Consider the following 18,760-nt stretch of genomic DNA (forward strand, 5'->3'; position numbering starts at 1 on the left):
CGGCTGCAAAGCAGAAACTGCCCGAAGATGAGTATCAGAAACTGCTCATTTCGCTCGAACGATAAAACAACGTAGTTTCGCTATATGACTTTCATGTGACCTTCATGCGACTTCTGCGTGACCCGATTTTTTCAAAAATCGCCCCATGTGACTTTCATAAGACCGTCATGTGACTTCTGTAAGACCCTCGTGTGCTATGATAGCAAGGCAAAGCCTTGTTGTCTGGCTGCGAGGGCTTTATTTTTTGTCCTTTTTTAGCCGGATAAACCGCTTTTGACCTGTAACGAAGAAAAATATATCGAAAGCCTGAGATGCATTAAAGGCTGAGGATACTCATATTGCTTTCCATCTACGGATGGAAAACAGTGTCTGTACCCTTTTCTTTAATGCGTCTCTTTTTTTGCGCCCAAAGAAAAGCCAGTGCCCTGTCCAGCAGTGAGGTGTCCTCATCCTCCGCATCCAGCGGAAAGGACACTTCATGTTTCTTTTTGCCCTCTTTTCGTGGCTGGAACTGGCCGCAAAGTATCCCTAGAATCTCCAGATTTTCAATTTTTTACGAATTATCGAAAATTTGGAGGTCGACAATGGAATTTAATAACGGCAACGAACGTCGAAAACTGAACAAAAAGTGGGAACGGCTGCGTGTGCAGTACCAACAGGCGGGAATGAGTGAAGATGCAATCCAAGCCATGTATGATTTTGATTTGGGCGTTCTCAATAGTGAGCGTTCCTACGTTGCAAACACACTGGCAATCGTTGACGATGGTGATGACAACACGGGAAGGAAATCTTCTGACTTTAAGCAGTATGAAAAGGCAATTACTGTAACCGATACTTACCACGAGACCCGGACTCGGTTTGCATGGGTAGGCGAAATCAAAGACAAGCGTTTGCAAGAAGGGTTAGAAAAACTCTCCGATGAAGAACTTCGGCTTATCACGCTGTATTTCCGCGACGAATATAGTACCGTAGAATTATCTAAAGTTTATGGCATTGCACAGCAAAATATTAGCAAGCGAATCTTGAAAATTACTAAATTTTTGAAGAAGTTTGGATTTTTAGGTGTAGATTGAGGCTTCTCGATGGCTCGTAAGTGAGGGGACAATTCACCAGACGGCTCTCGCCGCTGGTGATATGTCCACACTCACGGACCTTGAAAGCTGAATAGTTCAATCATCTGGTACTTCAAGATAATGATACTTCTGTTCAACGCAGCCCGGTCAGCGTTAGGCGGGGTGGCTGAAATGCCAATGGAGCGGTACAAGCCCGCCGCCAGATGATTCCCCACTCTCAGGGAGCCGAGGGCGAATATGAGAGAACTTTATTCATATTTTCATCGCACTGCCAAATCGGCAGAGCAGTGATCTGCAATCCCAACACGATTCCCCAACAAATAACACGTTGGTTTGCAATAAAGCAGGAGCGGTCGGATGCCGTTTTCGGTCTCCGACAACTCCTGTTACTTTTACTTATCCATATCTATCCGCAAAACAACTACCCGACATAGGAGGACATCTCTATGGTTGAATTGAATCCTACCGTGCGGGAGCAGGAGATCTACGAGGAAATGGAGCTGACCCCGGAAATGGTCAAATCCATCCGAACCCTCTGCGCGACCTGCCTCCGGCACTTCGTGGAAGCTAAGGCTTTCAAAATTGCGCTCGTGCCCAGCCCTGACAAGAGCATGGACACCTGCACGGTCTGCCAGACCAACCGTGGGCATGACTATGTTGTTATGCACCGGTAAGTCCGGCACTGCACTTTGTCACCGGGGAGGTGATAACACACCCCATTAAAATGAATGCCACCATAAATTGAACGAAGCCCGCTGCCAAGAAAAAGCAGCGGGCTTTGTACATAACAAAACATGGAGGTAAACATTTGCAGCAAAACTGGAAGTTCCGGCGCGGAGACATTTACTACGTCCAATTCGGAAACACAAGTACCGGCTCGGAACAGCACGGCGACCGCCCTGCGGTCATCATTCAGAATGATGTGGGCAATACCTACGCACCGACCCTCATCGTTGTCCCTCTGACAAGCAATACGGAAAAGAAAGTAACTCAGCCGACACACTGCTTGTTGGAAAACGAAGGGCTGTCTATGTCCTCTATGGCTCTGGCAGAACAGATCTTCACCATCGACAAAAGCCGCATTTTGAAATACTTAGGGCATCTCGCCCCGGAAGATATGCAGCGGCTCGATTATGCCTTGAAGAACAGTCTTGCCTTGAACCCACTGGGCAGCATTCGGAAGCTCAAGCCCATCATCCGCTCCACGGCAGCGTATGCGCCGCCGGAAGTAGTGGATGGAAAGCCACCCATCTATCCCTACACACCCATCAAATCGTCCTTTGAGGACGCAGGGAGCGTGGAGGAAATGATGCTGTACACCGAGCTGCAATCCGCTGTTCATGCCATGATACAGCGACTCGAATACAGCTTTACCTTTAATCCCAGCCTGCTCACCATCCCGAAGCGTAAGCAGCAGGTCAGTGAGATTTTAGCAGAAGCCGAAAAATACATCTGGAGAATCCGGGAGGAAATGCAATGCGACTGAGCAACACCAACAACTTTTCCGCATCTTTCAATGTGGCCACTCCTTATCAGATGGTGGTCATTCACAGCAGCAAGCTAATCTACCCGCGCGAGCTTTATCAGCGGGGCATCCAGCGTAAGCGCGTTGAGCTGATTGCAAGAGACTTCAATGAATATACGGCGAATGAGCCGAAGGTCAGCTTTCGCAATGGCCGGTATTATGTAACGGACGGTCAGCACACCATTGAAGCGCGTATCCTGCGCAACGGTGGCAAAGACCTCCCGATTCTCTGCAAGGTGTATACGGGTCTGACGATGCAGCAGGAAGCCCTGTTCTTCGCAGAGCAAAACGGTCACGCTGCACCGCTGACGGCGGGCATCAAGCTCCGTGCCAAGGTCGTGGGCGAGGATGCTCTTTCCATGGCATTCCTCGCAGCCACCAACCGGGTGGGTCTGGACTTCAACTATGACAGCTTGCAGTTGAGCGACTACCGCATCAGCTGCGTAGGCACTGCACTCAAGCTGTACAACCAGATGGGCGAGAAAATCTACTGCGAGGCTCTGCGGCTGATTGTGGACGCATGGGAGGGCAAACCCGATTCCTTCCGTGCCGCAGTCCTGAAGGGTGTGATGTACTTCGTGGAAGTGTATCACGGTGAGTTCAACGAGGAACGGCTGATCCGTGCCCTGCGCAGCGTCCATCCCATGGAAATCTACCGCACCGGGATGGACAACCCGGCAAAGCTGCCCGGATGGAAGAAATACGTTTTCCCCATCTATGCGGCGTACAACGGCAAATCCCGTAAGGATGCCCTGCCGATGAAGTTCTGACATTTACAGGAATCTCTCCTTAAAGACAATGGGCATCCGCACAACGCAGATGCCCATTGTTACATATTAAGACAACAGCATTTATTCATAATAGGAGTTACAATCTTATGATCGATAAATTTTCACAGGTCGCAGAGAACCTTCCTGCGGCTGACCGTGATGCCGACCGGCAATATCATGTAATCAATGGCTATCCTGTTGTTTTCAGTTTTTCCAAAGAACCCAACCCGGAAGCATTTGAGCGCATTCGGAACATCCTGCTTGCCACCAGCTATACGAAGAAGGTAGGTTGACATCATGGACGAATGCAGAACCAAACGCTATACTGAGTGCGGTAACGGGCGGTGCTACAAGCCGAACCATTGCCGGACGTTCTTTGACAACGAAATAAAGCCTGTCCCCACTTTTGTTATGAAAGTGAGGAATTTACAATGACAGAAAACAACAACCGCGTCTGCTGCTTGTACCGCGTTTCCACCGATAAGCAGGTGGATTTCACTTCCAACCATGAAGCTGACCTGCCCATGCAGCGAAAGGCTTGCCATAAGTTCGCTGAATCGAAGGGCTGGGTCATCGTCCATGAAGAACAGGAAGAAGGCGTGTCCGGCCACAAAGTCCGGGCCGCCGCCCGCGACAAGCTGCAAATCATCAAGGACTATGCCCGGAGGGGCAAGTTTGACATCCTGCTGGTGTTCATGTTCGACCGTATCGGTCGTATCGCAGATGAAACTCCCTTTGTTGTGGAATGGTTTGTACGGAACGGCATCCGGGTATGGAGTACCCAAGAGGGTGAGCAGCGTTTCGACAACCACACTGACAAACTGCTGAACTACATCCGATTCTGGCAGGCGGACGGAGAAAGCGAAAAGACTTCCGTCCGTACCCGCACCAGTCTGCGCCAGCTTGTAGAAGAAGGTCACTTCAAGGGCGGAAATGCGCCTTATGGCTATGACCTTGTACGGAGTGGGCGTATCAACAAGCGCAAGCATGAACTGTACGAACTGCACATCAACGAACAGGAAGCTGCCGTAGTGCGGATTGTCTTTGACAAGTATGTGTATGAGGGCTACGGCCCGCAGCACATTGCTACCTATCTGAACAATTCTGGCTATCGCGCAAGGTCTGGAAAGTGCTGGCACCCATCCAGTATTCGGGGGATGGTACAAAACCTGACCTACACCGGCGTTCTCCGTTGTGGGGATGCACGGTCAGAATTGATGCCGGATTTGCAGATTGTCCCGCAGGAACAGTTTGAAAACGCACAGCGCATTCGGAATGAACGCTCTGTGCGCTCAACTGCGGAAGCCGAAAATCGCCTTCCTTTGAACATCCATGGGAAGTCGCTGCTTGCCGGCAACGCTTACTGCGGACACTGCGGTGCAAAGCTGGAACTGACCAGCAGCCGTAAATGGCGAAAAATGGCAGATGGTTCGTTAGACGATACGCTGCGTATTCGCTATACCTGTTACGGAAAGCTCCGCAAGCAGACCAACTGCACCGGGCAGACGGGATATACCGTCCACATTCTGGATGAGATCATTGATAAAGCTGTCCGCCAGATTTTCTCCAAGATGAGGGGTATCCCCAAAGAGCAGATCGTTACAAAACGCTATGAAAAAGAGAATGCGGAACGCAAGAATCATCTGCAAGACCTTCAGACACAGCGGAACAAGGCAGAAAAAGACCTGTTGGCACTGAAAACCGAGGTTTTAGCTTGCATCAAAGGTGAAAGTGTGTTACCGAGAGAAACCCTTGCCGAAATGATTACAGCGCAGGAAGAGAAACTCACGGAGCTGGAAAACCTTTGCGAAGCGGCCAGTGAAGAACTGGAGAAAACGGCTGAGCTGATGGATAAAGTGTCGCGGCTGTATGATGAACTGATTTCTTATGCTGACCTGTACGACAGTGCAAATTTTGAAGCGAAGAAGATGATCGTCAACCAGCTCATCCGCAGGGTAGACGTATATCGCGGATACCAGATCAACATCTCGTTCAACTTCGACCTTACTCCGTACATCGAGGGGGAGTGATACGTCCGCCTGCAAAACAGTCGGGCATCGAACAAGTATTTTCAAAAACAACGAAACAGCAAGAATTGGGGGTTGCCGTCCATGCGCCTGCAAAATCAGACTTTTGACTGATTTTTTCCGTAGCCTCCAAGAAATCAAAAAGAAAAGCACCATACTTCAAACGAAGTACAGTGCTTTTTTGGTGGAGAATACCGGGATCGAACCGGTGACCTCTTGCATGCCATGCAAGCGCTCTCCCAGCTGAGCTAATCCCCCATAAAATCCAAGAAGCGAACCTCTTGGATGGAGTTTTTTGTTGGGAATTGATTGTCGCAGGACTATCTGACTGGGGGTGTGTTTTGATACCAACCGGGCTCCCAGCTGAGCTAATCCCCCAGATGTTTGTGCCGTGCCTGACGACAGGAGTAATTATACCAGCGCTTTGCCGGATTGTCAACAGCTTTTTTGGGATTTTCTGCAAAAAAATTCCCGCCGGGGAAATGCCCTTCCCGGCGGGAAAAATGGCCGCGAAAAAACTTACGCTCTTGCGTTCTGCGGGTCGAAGATCTGCGGTGCGACACGGATCAGGATCACCACAAGGACCGTGGTCAGAATGGCTTCGGGCAGCATGTAGGTGGCGTTGTACACGGCACTGTACAGCCAGCACAGACCGTCCACGCTCATGTTGGAGATGCCGGGAAAGCCGATCTCGGTCATCCAGCTGAAAGCGTAGTCGTAGTCCTTCCAGACGATGTAACCGGACAGAAAGCTGCACAAAAAGCGCAGCAGGCACACCACAAAGGCGCTGACACCGACACCCACGGTGCGGTTGCGGAAAGGCTTTGCGATCAGGCAGGCAAAGCCCAGCACCGTGAAGGCCAGAAGGTAGTCCAGCAGCACGCAGCCCACCTGTGCCGTGAGGGTCTGGCAGTATGCCAGATTGCCAAGGCCCTGCACAAGCTGGATCAGGCTGTTGACGAAAGCGGTCATGATGCCCCACTTTGCGCCGTGGCGGTAGCTCATTACCAGAATGGGCACCATACTGAACAGAGTGATGGAACCGCCGTGGGGCATGAGCGGGATCTGGATCATGCTCAAAACGGTGGACAGGGCGATCATCAGCGCACCCTCCACCAGAATGCGGGTCTTGGAATAGGTTTTGGTCATAGGGATTCCTCTTCTCAGAACGATAGTACACAAAAACAAAATGCGCCCGCTTTCCAGCAGGCGCACGGGGTTTGTGAAAGAACGGACAGTTCTGCAAACTCCCACGCCGGCATTGTCCGGTCAGGTAAAAGGGTACTCCGCAAAACGCAGATCTCAGCCTTTCGGCACCCCTGTTTTTATGTCCATGCAAAAGTATAGCGCGTCCGGCGCAAAAGTCAAGCCCCGGCGGAACATATCTGCCCCGGCCTGTGCATAGGCTGTACCATAAGTTCACAATGGGAGGAGTCTGGATATGAAGGGAGACCCCGAACAGAGGGCGGTACAGCTGGGCGAATATATCGCGGCCAACCGGGCCACAGTGCGTGCGGCGGCAGCGGTGTTCGGGTGTAGCAAGTCCACCGTGCACAAGGATGTTGCGGTGCGGCTGCGGACGCTGCAGCCGGAGCTGTTCCGGCAGGTGCGTGCGGTTCTGGCCTGCAATAAGGCAGAGCGGCATCTGCGCGGCGGTGCGGCCACCCGGCGCAAATACAGCCGCAGATAAAAGACGGCACACTTCCGAACAAAACGGAAGCTGTGCCGCCTTTTTAGGTTCAGTCCGGGGTGCGGAACTGGCTCAGTGCGCCTTTTTCCAACCGGCTGACCTGTGCCTGACTGATGCCGATCTCCCGCGCCACCTCCATCTGGGTCTTGCCCTGCAGGTAGCGCAGCTCCATGATCCGCTTTTCCCGCGGGGTCAGCCCGGCCACGGTCTGCCGGAACTGCAGCCCGCTGATCCAGCTGTCCTCGCCGTCCGGGTCCCGCACCTGATCGATCACATACATCGCATCGCCGCCATCGGTGTACACCGGCTCTTCCAGACTGATCGGCTCCACCACCGATTCCAGCGCGGCGGTCACTTCGCGCCGGGCAAGGCCCGCCGCCTGCGCGATCTCGTCCATGGTCGGCTCGCGGCCCAGCTGCTTTTCCAGCGCTTCGCGGCTCTGCATGGCCCGGTAGGCGGTATCCCGCAGGCTGCGGCTCACCCGCAGGGCATTGTTGTCCCGCAGAAAACGCCGGATCTCCCCAATGATCATGGGAACGCCGTAGGTGGAAAAGCGCACCGGCTGGGCGGGGTCAAAATGATCGATGGCCTTGATCAGGCCGATGCACCCCACCTGAAACAGGTCGTCCAGATTTTCGCCGCGCTGGGCGAACCGCTGCACCACGCTGAGCACCAGCCGCAGGTTGCCTTCCACCATTTGTTCCCGGGCTGCTGCATCACCGGCGTGGGCGCGGGCCAGCAGTTCCCGCTTTTCGGCTTCGGTCAGCACAGGCAGCTTTGCAGTGTTCATGCCGCACAGCTCCACTTTGTTGTACATCCAAACGCCCCCGGTCTGTTTTAATCTTCACCGGGAGTATGGGATGCGCAGCGGCATTGTATGCGTGGAAAAAACTGTGCGCTTTCCCGTTTGACAGGAAAGCGCGGCAAAATATTGTTTTTCGTGCAGATTTATGATATGCTGTATTTGCGGCGGCAACGCCGCCATCAGGCGCTGTGCCCACAAACGCAGGCGGCTAGTCCTTACCGGTACTTGGGTGCCGGCTAAAGACGATTTTTTCTTGAAGATCTCGTTCTCCCCGGATGCCCAAGGGCGGAAAGGGGGGATGCACCATGACGTTTGAACAGGTCGTGCTTCTGCTCACGCTTCTCGGCGGAGCAATCTACGTTACGTTTGAAATTACATGGACTGTTTCTCACAGTGATGACAAAAAGAAAAAATGACCGCCTCGAGTCCCAATCCGAGCGGTCATCTTTTCTTGACTAATCCGGTAAGGAACTAGCCGTTTGCAGGGCCAGCGCCTTTTGTAGTTTTATTATACGCAAATCAGCGTGGATTGTCAAGCCCAGCGGGCGGCAGTCCGCGTTTTTTCACCTCACTCGTTTTCCAATTGTACTTTTAAGGTATGGATGATCCGTTTTTCCAGCCGGGAAATGTAGCTTTGGCTGATGCCCAGTGCGTCGGCGGCCTCCTTCTGGGTGCGCTCAATGCCGTCCGCCAGACCAAAGCGCAGCTCCATGATCTGCCGTTCCCGCGGGGACAGGCTGTCCACGGCCCGGCGAAGAACGGCACGCTCCGCATCCTGTTCCAGCCGCTGGCTGATCTGGTTCTCATCACTGCCCAGAATATCAGAAAGCAGCAGCTCGTTGCCGTCGCCATCCACGTTCAGCGGTTCGTCGATGCTGGCTTCCTGACGGCGGTTGGAGCTTTTGCGTAAGTACATCAGAATTTCATTGCCGATGCAGCGGCTGGCGTAGGTGGCCAGCTTGATGCTGCGCTCCGGCGTGAAGGTGTTCACCGCCTTGATCAGCCCGATGGTGCCAATGCTGATCATGTCCTCGGCAGGCACACCGCTGCTTTCGTACTTTTTGGCAAGATACACCACCAGCCGCAGGTTGTGGGTGATCAGGTCGTCCCGGGCAGCGGCATCGCCTGCAGCCATACGGGAGAGCAGGACCTTTTCCTGTTCCGGGGTCAGGGGCGGGGGCAGGCTGGGCGCGCCCGCCAGAAAATGTGCGCCGCCGCAATAGCCCAGCCGTGCAAGGAGCCAACGCCAGAACCGGTGCAGAACATGAAACATGAATACCCCTCCTGTACATCTATAGATATCGATCGCATCAAGCGCTTCTCAGCGGATGCCCAGCTGTACGGCCAGTTCGCTGCCAAGCAGAGCTGTCCATGGCTGCTGTGTTTCCGGGCGGCAGAATGCGGCCAGAATGCCCGCTGCACTGCCTTTGCTGGTGCGCAGGGCCTTGGCCGGAACGGCAGGCAGCACGCAGTGCCCGGCAATGGTGGTGCAGGGCACCAGCCGCACCCGCAGCTCCGGCGGCGGTGCCGTGCCGCAGGCAAAATAACGGTCCAGAAATGTGCGCAGCTCCTGCGGCAGGGCGCTGCGCACGGCGGGATAATAGACCAGAACCACTGCCTGCCCGGTCAGCGGGTCCTGCACTGAGAAGCCGGTGTCGCAGAAAGCCTGTACGGAGAGGGCTGCACCTTCCAGCTCCAGCACAGCGGCAAAGCAGCGGGTGCCTGCACGGCCAAAGCAGAACAGTACGCCGCGCAGCACGGCAAGCACTGCACCGCAGCACAGCAGCAGCCGGCCCGGGGACAGCGGCAGATAGACGCAGAGATTTGCGCTTTGCACTCCGGGCAGCAGCACGGCTCCGCACAGCAGCAGGTTCAGCAGCAGATACCACACACACAGCTGCACAAAATTGCGCAGGCCCGGCACGCCGTAAGCCGCAGCTACAGCGGCACAGCAGGTGAACACCTTATAAAGGAAAGCTGCAGGGCCGGGCAGCTCCGGCAGCAGAATGCCCAGCGAAGCCGCTGCCGCTGCCGCACTGCCCGCCATCAGCCGCAGACCGCTGCACTGCCGCGCACACAAAAGCCCTGCGCCCAAAAGCAGTGCTGCTGCGGCCAGAAAGTTCGTCAGCAGCAGTTCGTCCAGATAGATCACGGTTTTCATACACGATCCCTTTCAAATTCCAGTATCTTCCAATTCTGCAAAAAACCATGTCGCTGTGTGCAAAAAAGCGGCTTCTGTAAGAATTTTGAGACCGGATTTTCACAGTCTATCACATTTTTCACATTTTTTTCAAAAAAGTACTTGAACATTTCTGGAAAGTGTGGTATATTATTGCCATCCTAGTAAGGGACGTAAGCCAAACAAATGGCTTGCAAATATCTTTCTAAATTTGAAGGGAGAAATTCATTATGATGATGCCTGCAAACTTCTCTGCTGTTGCAGAAAACGAGATGACCTACGTTGTTGGTGGTAGCCTGGTTGATGTCCTGGCTCCTGCTATGACCACTGCTAACTGGCAGAACGTTTCCGCTAACGTGATCAAGATCGTTGGCAACTCTTTCCTGGCTAAGTACACCAACGATGTTCTGGCCCAGCTGTTCGATGGCAACTACGTTCCCGGCGATGTGATTGGCTACTCTGTTAAGAATCTGGATAAGGCTTACAACAAGGGCTACGGCACCTTCGGCGGCAACTGGGGCTTTGCTGTTGGCGCTCTGAACGCTGGCATGCAGATCCTGGGCGGTCTGTCCGCTATCTACACCCTGGGCAGCAGCTCCATCGGTCTGGAAACTAAGAGTGGCACTCTGCCCACTCTCTAATAACTAATCTTTCCTGAATAGGATAGATAGTTTGATTTGACATAGCGTTTGTTGTGTCAGGTAAAAGAGCTAGAGAGGCCCCGCACAAGACAAGCAATTGTTTTGTGCGGGGTTTTTGTTTGCATAAAAACGTAGCAGGCTGTGGGAAAACGGCGCAGGGATGGAGCAGGATAGGACGATCTCAAAAAAATCTCCATTGGCAGACAAACTGCTGCAGAATTTTTCAAAAAAACAGTTGACAACTCCCGGATGTGCTGATATAATAAGTCACGTCGTCAGGCACGGCACGAACATCTGGGGGATTAGCTCAGCTGGGAGCCCGGTTGGTATCAAAACACACCCCCAGTCAGATAGTCCTGCGACAATCAAATTCCCAACAAAAAACTCCATCCAAGAGGTTCGCTTCTTGGATTTTATGGGGGATTAGCTCAGCTGGGAGAGCGCTTGCATGGCATGCAAGAGGTCAGCGGTTCGATCCCGCTATTCTCCACCAAAAAAGCACTGTATTTCGTTTGAAGTACGGTGCTTTTCTTTTGCTTTCTTGGAGGTCGCACTGAAAATCATCCAAATGCTTGATTTTGCAGGCACATGGACGGCAACCCCAATTCTTGCTGTTTCGTTGTTTCTGAAAATGCTTGTTCGATGCCCGACTGTTTTGCAGGCGGACGTATCACTCCCCTCAATGTAAGGAGTGAGATCGAAGTTAAACGAGATGTTGATCTGATAGCCACGATAAACGTCTACCCTGCGGATCAGCTGGTTGACAACCATCTTCTTCGCTTCAAAGTTGGCACTGTCGTACAGGTCAGCATAGGAAATCAGCTCATCATAGAGCCTCGACACTTTATCCATCAGCTCTGCTGTTCTCTCCAGTTCCTCACTGGCAGATTCACAAAGGTCTTCCAGTTCCTTGAGTTTCTCTTCTTGCTCTGTAATCATTTCGGCAAGGGTTTCTCTCGGCAACACACTTTCGCCTTTGATGCAGGCTAAAATTTCGGCTTTCAGCGAAAGCAGGTCTTTCTCGGCCTTGTCTCGCTGCGTTTGCAGGTCTTGCAGATGGTTTTTGCGCTCCGTAGTTTCTTTTTCGTAGCGTTTTGTAACGATCTGCTCTTTCGGGATACCCCTCATTTTGGAAAAATCTGGCGCACCGCCTTATCAATGATCTCATCCAGAATGTGGACGGTATATCCCGTCTGCCCGGTGCAGTTGGTCTGCTTGCGGAGCTTTCCGTAACAGGTATAGCGAATACGCAGCGTATCGTCTAACGAACCATCTGCCATTTTTCGCCATTTACGGCTGCTGGTCAGTTCCAGCTTTGCACCGCAGTGTCCGCAGTAAGCGTTGCCGGCAAGCAGCGACTTCCCATGGATGTTCAAAGGAAGGCGATTTTCGGCTTCCGCAGTTGAGCGTACAGAACGTTCATTCCGAATGCGCTGTGCGTTTTCAAACTGTTCCTGCGGGACAATCTGCAAATCCGGCATCAATTCTGACCGTGCATCCCCACAACGGAGAACGCCGGTGTAGGTCAGGTTTTGTACCATCCCCCGAATACTTGACGGGTGCCAGCATTTACCAGACCTTGCACGATAGCCAGAATTGTTCAGATAGGTGGCGATGTGCTGCGGACCATAGCCCTCATACACATACTTGTCAAAGACGATCCGCACTACGGCAGCTTCCTGTTCGTTGATGTGCAGTTCGTAGAGTTCGTGTTTGCGCTTGTTGATACGCCCACTCCGTACAAGGTCATAGCCATAAGGCGCATTTCCGCCCTTGAAGTGACCTTCTTCCACAAGCTGGCGCAGACTGGTGCGGGTTCGGACGGAAGTTTTTTCGCTCTCGCCGTCTGCCTGCCAGAAGCGGATGTAGTTCAGCAGTTTGTCGGTGTGGTTGTCGAAACGCTGCTCACCCTCTTGGGTACTCCATACCCGGATGCCGTTCCGTACAAACCATTCCACAACAAAGGGAGTTTCATCTGCGATACGACCGATACGGTCGAACATGAACACCAGCAGAATGTCGAACTTGCTCGTCATAATCTGCGAAATAAACTTCTGCTTGTTTTCCAGCGTTTGCCAGAGGTAGGCGTCGAATGTCCCCTCCGTGACGTAATTATAGACGTAAACTTGTTTGTTTTTGTTGCCCTGACGGATGATTCGGCCGTTGCGTTGGGTCATATCGGACGGTCGCCAGCCTACATCCAGATGATGCACAGCCACCAGCAGGGTCTGGACATTGGTGCCTGCGCCCATCTTTGCAGTGCTGCCCAGCAGGACACGCACCTTGCCGCTGCGGACTTTGGAGAACAAATCCGCTTTCTTACCTTCAGTATCAGCGTTGTGGATGAACTCGACCTCCGATTCCGGCACCCCGGCGGCAAGCAGCTTTGTGCGAATATCATCGTAGACATTGAACGAGCCGTCTCCCTTGGGCGTGGACATATCGCAGAAAATCAGCTGCGTCAGATTATCCTCTTTGGTTTCGTTCCAGATACGCAGAACATTGTCGACGCAGGCATTCAGCTTGCTGTCCGGGTCATCCGGGGTGAGCGGATTCATCAGCCGCTGGTCAAGGCCGATTTTACGTCCGTCCGAGGTGATCTTCAGCATATTGTCCACCGAGGGGTCAACCGCACCGCTATGCACCTCAGCAGCACGTTCGCTCAGGGATTTCACCATGTCCTGCTGGATCTCCGATGGTTTGACCACGACAGTTTCAAACTTGGCTTCCGGAACAGGCAGATGCAACTGGTCGGAAGTCTTGATGTCCGCTGCCTCCTTGAACATATTCATCAGCTCCGGCAGGTTAAAGAACTTGGCAAAACGTGTGCGCGCACGGTAGCCGGTTCCTTCCGGCGCAAGCTCAATGGCCGTGGTGGTCTCGCCAAACGTAGAAGCCCATGCATCAAAGTGGGTCAGTTGTTTCTGCTGGAGAGTGCTGTACTGCAAATAGCGCATCAGAGTGTACATTTCCGTCATGGAGTTGCTGATGGGCGTTCCCGTTGCGAAAATCACGCCGCGCCCGCCAGTCACTTCATCCAGATAACGACACTTGCCGAACATATCGCTGGACTTCTGTGCTTCGGAGGTAGAAAGGCCAGCAACATTGCGCATCTTGGTGTAAAGATATAGGTTCTTGTAGTTCTGGCTCTCGTCCACAAATAACCTATCTACGCCTAATTGTTCAAATGTGACCACATCATCCTTGCGGTCGGTGGACTGTAGCTTTTTCAGTTTCACCTCCAGTGTTTTCCGTGTCTTTTCCATCTGTTTCACGGTAAAATGCTCACCGGACTGTTCCTTGGCCTCTGCAATGGCATTTTCGATTTCCTCGATCTGATCTTCGATAATCCGTGCCTGCCGTTCCGCAGAAAGAGGGATTTTCTCAAACTGCGAGTGGCCGATAATGACGGCATCGTAGTCGCCGGTTGCGATGCGGGCGCAAAAACGCTTTCGATTGGCGGGTTCAAAGTCTTTCTTGCTGGTAACGAGCAGCTTTGAATTGGGGTATAGCCGCAGGAACTCGCTGGCCCACTGCTCGGTCAGATGGTTGGGCACCACGAACAGGCTTTTCTGACACAGGCCCAAACGCTTGGATTCCATTGCCGAAGCTGCCATCTCAAAACTTTTGCCGGCACCCACCTCGTGGGCGAGCAGGGTGTTCCCACCATAAAGCACATGAGCAACTGCATTGCGCTGATGTTCCCGCAGATTGATCTCCGGGTTCATACCGACAAAATGGATATGGCTTCCGTCATACTCGCGGGGCCGGGTACTATTGAACAACTCGTTATACTGCTTCACCAGCAGATTCCGCCGCTGCGGGTCTTGCCAAACCCAGCCTGCAAAGGTATCCTTGATGGCCTGCTGCTTCTGCTGGGCAAGCATCGTCTCCTTCTGGTTCAGGACACGCCGCTCTTTACCATCCTCCTCAATGGTATCATAAATGCGGCAGTCCCGCAAATTCAAGGTGTCCTCCAAAATCTTGTAGGCGTTGGCCCGATGGGTGCCGTAGGTTTCGGTGGACATGATATCATACATTCCGGCGGCAGATTTGTTGCCGATGCGCCATTCGGACGTAAATGGAGAGTAGCGGACTTGGATCAGGTTGTTATAGCGGATGCGGTAGGGCGGCTGAAAAGTCTCCATCATAAACTGCTGCACAATGGCGGGATTCAGCCATGTGGCACCCAGTCGGATGTCGATTTCTGATGCTTCAAGGTCCTTCGGCTGCGCTTTGGTCAAAGCCTCCACATTGATCTTGAACTCCGGGTGGCTTTCAGCGGCAAGCTGAGCCATGCGCAGTTTATTCCGCACATTGCCGGAAAGATACTCGTCCGCAGTCTGCCAGCCTGCTTCCGGCTCATCTGCATCCGCAGAAGGGTCTTTGAAAATCACGCCTTGCAGCTCTGTGGTAATACGCTCATAATCGCCGGGAGAGCCGAGAAGTTCCGCCATATAGGGCAGATCAACACGGCCATGTTCTCCAATGGACACTGCCAGTGCTTCGCTGGGGGTGTCCACGCTGGTGACGGTGCGCTCCGGGCGAATCGTTCGCTTGGTGAACATATCCGCCTTGCTTTTGAGCTGTTTATTCTCATCGAGATTTTCCAAAGAGCAGAGCAGATAGTAGGAAGAATCATCCTCAAACAAACGCCCATTTTTGCGGTCGTTGAGCAGACCGTATTTTGCGGTAAAAACGTCATAAGCTGTGTTCAGCTTTGCTTGGGTTGCCTTAATGTCCTCATCCGGGTAATCGTCCAGCTGCTCCTGAATCAGCTGGTTGACGATCTGCCGCAGTTCCACCATGCCGGTGACACGGGCTTTGGCATTATCGGACAACTCCACCTGCGTCATAATCGAATTTTCTCGGTAGTACACCTCACCGTCCACCACGGCATAGGAGAAATTCTTTACATCCGGGTCAGCGGGGAGCGTCTTGCGCTCGACTTCTGCATCCGCAACATCTGGTGTTTCCACCTCGACTTCAACATACTGGCCCTCAATATGCTGTACCGCTTCGGCAAGCTGGTCGGCCAGCACTGCGCCCTCGATGGGGGCAACCGTCAGTTCCTCCCGTCCGTATTGGGTGCTTTCGGTGGTCAGTTCGCCCAGAATCATCTCCGGGTGGTCCACGAAATACTGGTTGATGGCAAAGCCGTCCTCGGTCTTGCCGAGCTGCACCCAGTCCGGCTCATGGTCGATGGGGCGGTCACGCTTTTGCAAAAAGATAATGTCGCTGACAACATCTGTGCCAGCATTGGCACGGAACGCATTGTTCGGCAGACGGATGGCACCCAGCAGATCGGCACGTTCTGCCATGTGCTTGCGGGCGGTGCTGTCCTTGCTGTCCATGGTGTAGCGGCTGGTGACAAACGCCACGATGCCGCCCGGACGCACTTGGTCAATGGCTTTCGCAAAGAAATAATTGTGGATACTAAATCCCAGCTTGTTGTACGCCTTATCGTTGACCTTGTACTGACCAAAGGGAACATTGCCCACCGATAAATCGTAGAAATCACGTCGGTCGGTGGTCTCAAAACCGGCTACGGTAATGTCAGCCTGCGGATACAGCATCTTGGCAATGCGCCCGGTGATGCTGTCCAGTTCCACGCCATACAGCCGACTGTCTGCCATGCTGTCCGGCAGCATTCCAAAGAAGTTGCCCACGCCCATGGACGGCTCCAAGATGTTGCCGCTGCGGAAACCCATGCGCTCCACGGCATCGTAGATGCCACGGATAACGGTGGGGCTGGTGTAGTGGGCGTTCAGGGTGCTGGAACGGGCAGCAGCATACTCATCCTCGGAGAGCAGCCCTTTCAGTTCGGTGTACTCTTTTGCCCAGCCGTCCTTGTTGGGGTCAAAAGCATCTGCAAGACCGCCCCAGCCCACATACTGGGAAAGCACCTGCTGTTCTTCAGGGGTGGCCCCCGGTGCTCCCGTTCCAGCTTGAACAGAGTGCGGATGGCTTCAATGTTCCGTCACCGGGCATCACCATCCTTATCCAAGTAAGATTTGAATGGTCGGACAGGCTCCACTTTATCAGCCTTTTCTTCCAGAGCTGCCAGCACAGAGGGGCGGGCATCCGGCTTTTCTTCCGCTTCGGGTTCTGTCCGGCTGGACTGATGCTCCATGTTCAACAGCGCATCCAATTCTGCAAGGCGGGCAGACTTGGTTTGCAGTTCTTCCTCCTGCGCAAACGGCTTGGCGATTTCAACCTCTGCGGCCTGCTTCTGCTGTTCCAGAGAATCCAGCGCGGCATCAGCATCGGCAATGCGGTCGGCAAAATTGCCGATGGCATTGTCCAGACGGACGATGTTGCCGCGAGGGTCATCGCCCAGCGGTACCGGATAACTCAGCTCGCCGCGGAGAACGATTTGATGCTCATTCTTGAAACTGTCAAAGCGAATGTTCAGCTCAAAGCCGCGATAGGTGCCCAGCAGCATCATATCCGCATTCGGCATCTCCTTGCAGGCGAGCATCAGCCGCTCACCAGCTGCTTTTTTCTCATCGAACACCATGCCCTTGATCGTCATGCCGCAGAAGTTCTCCTTATCCTGCGGGTGTGCGTCTGCGATTTGGGCATCGTTTTTCAGAGCCGCAATACGGTTCTTCGCTTTCTGAATTTCCTCCGGGTAATGCTTGAGCAGCTTATCTTCCAGACGATATTTCTGGTTCTGGTAATCCGAGCGCAGCACCTTGAGCTTTGCTACCTGCACATCCAGATCCATCTTTTCCCGGATGCGCGGGTCGCCTGCGCATAAGGCCTTGACCTCGGCATACGAAAGAGCCTGCTCATCCACATCATCACAGGAGCGCATCGGAGATTTGCTCGTCATGATCTGCGAAATAAACTTCTGCTTGTTTTCCAGCGTTTGCCAGAGGTAGGCGTCGAATGTCCCCTCCGTGACGTAATTATAGACGTAAACTTGTTTGTTTTTGTTGCCCTGACGGATGATTCGGCCGTTGCGTTGGGTCATATCGGACGGTCGCCAGCCTACATCCAGATGATGCACAGCCACCAGCAGGGTCTGGACATTGGTGCCTGCGCCCATCTTTGCAGTGCTGCCCAGCAGGACACGCACCTTGCCGCTGCGGACTTTGGAGAACAAATGTTCCTGATTGGGCTGCTGTTCTCTGCAAGGCACTTCAACACAAATTTGATGTGGTCGGCGTTCAGCTTCATAAATCGGCTACGTACCACCTCGGCGGGCTTATCGTCCCCGGCGATGTGCAGTAGCTTGCGGTTGGTAGCACAGGTGTCCACCAGCAAATCTACGATCTGATAGATGGTGTCCTCATCATCCGGGCAGAGCCGGAGCAGAAGGTCTACCTCCAAAGACTGCGAAAAATATTCTTCCAGTTGGGCGCGCTTACTCATCCCATCCGATTCTTCGGAATAGAAGAGATTAGTCTCACTCATTTCAGTATCATTCTCTTTAGTCTTATTACACCGTGATTTTGCAGGGTCTTGACACGCGATTTTGAAGCCACAAGAATCGTCATTATCACGATTCTTGACACTCTCTTTTGAAGATTCTGCCGAAAAGTTTTTCACATATACCAAACTTGGCTTTCCTTGCCCTCGGCGTTTTCGTTCAATCAGACCAAACTTTTCAAGTTCCCGGAGCAGCTTGGTTGCTTTGTTGTCTGCGCAACACAATGCCCTCTTGACATCCTCGATTGTGAAGATGATGAACACCCGGTTTTGCTTGTCCAGCCAGCCGTTTTTCACCGACAGGCTCATGCGGTCCAGCAGGATACCATACAGGGTTTTGGCATCCGTGGACAGGCTCTGGAACCGCTGCTCCTGAAAAAGAGCCTTTGGAATGCGGTAGAAGGAGAAAAGCTCTCCAGTCTGTCCGTAGAAGTAGTCAAGGGTCATGCGGTTGGTTCATGGATAAAAAACAGCGATAATACATCGGCATCGTTGAGAAAACCTCCTTGTCAATACTTTTGGGGAAAATAAAAAGCGCAACTTTGATGTGTAAAATCAAAATTGCGCTAAGTAAGCTGTCAGAAAAAACTTTTCTCGTAAATGACCTTCTCTC

The 18,760-nt window shown here is 52.9% G+C and carries 14 protein-coding genes, 2 tRNA genes, 2 pseudogenes and 1 riboswitch; of the genes and pseudogenes, 9 read left to right on the top strand and 9 right to left on the bottom strand.

Annotation, left to right across the window (positions count from 1 at the left end; translation table 11 throughout):
- The first annotated feature begins 584 nt into the window (after positions 1-584).
- The 6 genes from PXT33_RS09940 to PXT33_RS09965 all read left to right on the top strand — a co-directional run bounded on the left by PXT33_RS09940 (position 585) and on the right by PXT33_RS09965 (position 5,398).
- A complete protein-coding gene (locus PXT33_RS09940; RefSeq protein ID WP_117529633.1) occupies positions 585-1,073 on the top strand; it encodes a sigma-70 family RNA polymerase sigma factor in 489 nt (162 codons plus the stop codon).
- A gap of 446 nt (positions 1,074-1,519) precedes the next feature.
- Entirely contained in the window at positions 1,520-1,747 is a 228-nt protein-coding gene (locus PXT33_RS09945; protein ID WP_015565651.1) for a hypothetical protein, read from the top strand.
- A 134-nt stretch (positions 1,748-1,881) separates the two neighbouring features.
- On the top strand, positions 1,882-2,559 hold the full coding sequence (locus PXT33_RS09950) for a type II toxin-antitoxin system PemK/MazF family toxin (RefSeq protein WP_117529634.1): 678 nt from the start codon (positions 1,882-1,884) through the stop codon (positions 2,557-2,559).
- Complete coding sequence (locus PXT33_RS09955) at positions 2,550-3,368, top strand: DUF6551 family protein (RefSeq protein ID WP_112145130.1); 819 nt, start codon at positions 2,550-2,552, stop codon at positions 3,366-3,368. The genes PXT33_RS09950 and PXT33_RS09955 overlap by 10 nt, the downstream gene beginning before the upstream one ends.
- Before the next feature lie 107 nt (positions 3,369-3,475).
- The gene (locus tag PXT33_RS09960; protein WP_015565653.1) at positions 3,476-3,661 is read left to right on the top strand and encodes a hypothetical protein; all 186 of its coding nucleotides are present in this window, start codon (positions 3,476-3,478) and stop codon (positions 3,659-3,661) included.
- Positions 3,662-3,799: 138 nt separating this feature from the next.
- Entirely contained in the window at positions 3,800-5,398 is a 1,599-nt protein-coding gene (locus tag PXT33_RS09965) for a recombinase family protein (protein ID WP_097792688.1), read from the top strand.
- A 179-nt stretch (positions 5,399-5,577) separates the two neighbouring features.
- On the opposite strand, the gene PXT33_RS09970 is transcribed toward PXT33_RS09965, so the two are convergent.
- A tRNA-Ala gene (locus PXT33_RS09970) sits at positions 5,578-5,653 on the bottom strand.
- Between the two features lie 261 nt (positions 5,654-5,914).
- Positions 5,915-6,544, bottom strand: coding sequence for an energy-coupled thiamine transporter ThiT (locus PXT33_RS09975; protein WP_005945665.1), 630 nt, complete (start codon positions 6,542-6,544; stop codon positions 5,915-5,917).
- Between the two features lie 82 nt (positions 6,545-6,626).
- Positions 6,627-6,726, bottom strand: a riboswitch (TPP riboswitch).
- Between the two features lie 110 nt (positions 6,727-6,836).
- Between PXT33_RS09975 and PXT33_RS09980 the strand changes: the two genes are divergently transcribed.
- Positions 6,837-7,085 carry a sporulation transcriptional regulator SpoIIID gene (locus PXT33_RS09980; RefSeq protein ID WP_005945675.1) on the top strand — a complete coding sequence of 83 codons (249 nt, stop codon included), beginning with the start codon at positions 6,837-6,839 and terminating at the stop codon, positions 7,083-7,085.
- 49 nt (positions 7,086-7,134) lie between these two features.
- On the opposite strand, the gene sigG is transcribed toward PXT33_RS09980, so the two are convergent.
- The 3 genes from sigG to PXT33_RS09995 form a co-directional block, all read right to left on the bottom strand.
- Positions 7,135-7,902 (bottom strand): RNA polymerase sporulation sigma factor SigG, encoded by a 768-nt coding sequence (gene sigG, locus PXT33_RS09985; RefSeq protein ID WP_291015347.1) that lies wholly within the window; start codon positions 7,900-7,902, stop codon positions 7,135-7,137.
- A 556-nt stretch (positions 7,903-8,458) separates the two neighbouring features.
- A complete protein-coding gene (locus tag PXT33_RS09990) occupies positions 8,459-9,163 on the bottom strand; it encodes a sigma-70 family RNA polymerase sigma factor (RefSeq protein WP_005945695.1) in 705 nt (234 codons plus the stop codon).
- A gap of 48 nt (positions 9,164-9,211) precedes the next feature.
- Positions 9,212-10,051: a sigma-E processing peptidase SpoIIGA gene (locus tag PXT33_RS09995; protein ID WP_120080172.1), complete on the bottom strand. Its 840-nt coding sequence runs from the start codon at positions 10,049-10,051 to the stop codon at positions 9,212-9,214.
- 248 nt (positions 10,052-10,299) lie between these two features.
- Here PXT33_RS09995 and PXT33_RS10000 point away from each other — a divergent pair, with 248 nt between their 5' ends.
- Together PXT33_RS10000 and PXT33_RS10005 are read left to right on the top strand one after the other, a co-directional pair.
- A complete protein-coding gene (locus PXT33_RS10000) occupies positions 10,300-10,710 on the top strand; it encodes a hypothetical protein (protein ID WP_005945705.1) in 411 nt (136 codons plus the stop codon).
- Between the two features lie 417 nt (positions 10,711-11,127).
- A tRNA-Ala gene (locus tag PXT33_RS10005) sits at positions 11,128-11,203 on the top strand.
- Here the strand turns inward: PXT33_RS10005 and PXT33_RS10010 are convergent.
- The 4 genes and pseudogenes from PXT33_RS10010 to PXT33_RS10030 all read right to left on the bottom strand — a co-directional run bounded on the left by PXT33_RS10010 (position 11,191) and on the right by PXT33_RS10030 (position 18,594).
- On the bottom strand, positions 11,191-11,838 hold the full coding sequence (locus PXT33_RS10010; RefSeq protein ID WP_347070310.1) for a hypothetical protein: 648 nt from the start codon (positions 11,836-11,838) through the stop codon (positions 11,191-11,193). The two genes, PXT33_RS10005 and PXT33_RS10010, sit on opposite strands and share 13 nt — an antisense overlap.
- Positions 11,835-16,690: pseudogene (locus PXT33_RS10020) on the bottom strand (recombinase family protein); the annotation flags it as partial. The pseudogene PXT33_RS10020 and the gene PXT33_RS10010, both read right to left, overlap by 4 nt.
- Positions 16,691-17,824 (bottom strand): annotated as a pseudogene (locus PXT33_RS10025) (N-domain protein, SNF2 family); the annotation flags it as partial.
- Positions 17,707-18,594, bottom strand: coding sequence for a replication initiator protein A (locus tag PXT33_RS10030; protein WP_332376459.1), 888 nt, complete (start codon positions 18,592-18,594; stop codon positions 17,707-17,709). The pseudogene PXT33_RS10025 and the gene PXT33_RS10030, both read right to left, overlap by 118 nt.
- Between the last annotated feature and the right edge of the window lie 166 nt (positions 18,595-18,760).

Source organism: Faecalibacterium taiwanense (assembly GCF_036632915.2).
Lineage (GTDB): Bacteria > Bacillota > Clostridia > Oscillospirales > Ruminococcaceae > Faecalibacterium > Faecalibacterium taiwanense.

Coding starts and splice junctions, on each gene's coding strand:
- PXT33_RS09955 (WP_112145130.1), top strand. CDS start 2,550: ATGCGACTGAGCAACACCAACAACTTTTCCGCATCTTTCAATGTGGCC.
- PXT33_RS09995 (WP_120080172.1), bottom strand. CDS start 10,051: ATGAAAACCGTGATCTATCTGGACGAACTGCTGCTGACGAACTTTCTG.
- PXT33_RS09975 (WP_005945665.1), bottom strand. CDS start 6,544: ATGACCAAAACCTATTCCAAGACCCGCATTCTGGTGGAGGGTGCGCTG.
- PXT33_RS09965 (WP_097792688.1), top strand. CDS start 3,800: ATGACAGAAAACAACAACCGCGTCTGCTGCTTGTACCGCGTTTCCACC.
- PXT33_RS09940 (WP_117529633.1), top strand. CDS start 585: ATGGAATTTAATAACGGCAACGAACGTCGAAAACTGAACAAAAAGTGG.
- PXT33_RS09945 (WP_015565651.1), top strand. CDS start 1,520: ATGGTTGAATTGAATCCTACCGTGCGGGAGCAGGAGATCTACGAGGAA.
- PXT33_RS09960 (WP_015565653.1), top strand. CDS start 3,476: ATGATCGATAAATTTTCACAGGTCGCAGAGAACCTTCCTGCGGCTGAC.
- PXT33_RS10010 (WP_347070310.1), bottom strand. CDS start 11,838: ATGAGGGGTATCCCGAAAGAGCAGATCGTTACAAAACGCTACGAAAAA.
- PXT33_RS09980 (WP_005945675.1), top strand. CDS start 6,837: ATGAAGGGAGACCCCGAACAGAGGGCGGTACAGCTGGGCGAATATATC.
- PXT33_RS10030 (WP_332376459.1), bottom strand. CDS start 18,594: ATGACCCTTGACTACTTCTACGGACAGACTGGAGAGCTTTTCTCCTTC.
- PXT33_RS10000 (WP_005945705.1), top strand. CDS start 10,300: ATGATGATGCCTGCAAACTTCTCTGCTGTTGCAGAAAACGAGATGACC.
- PXT33_RS09990 (WP_005945695.1), bottom strand. CDS start 9,163: ATGTTTCATGTTCTGCACCGGTTCTGGCGTTGGCTCCTTGCACGGCTG.
- sigG (WP_291015347.1), bottom strand. CDS start 7,902: ATGTACAACAAAGTGGAGCTGTGCGGCATGAACACTGCAAAGCTGCCT.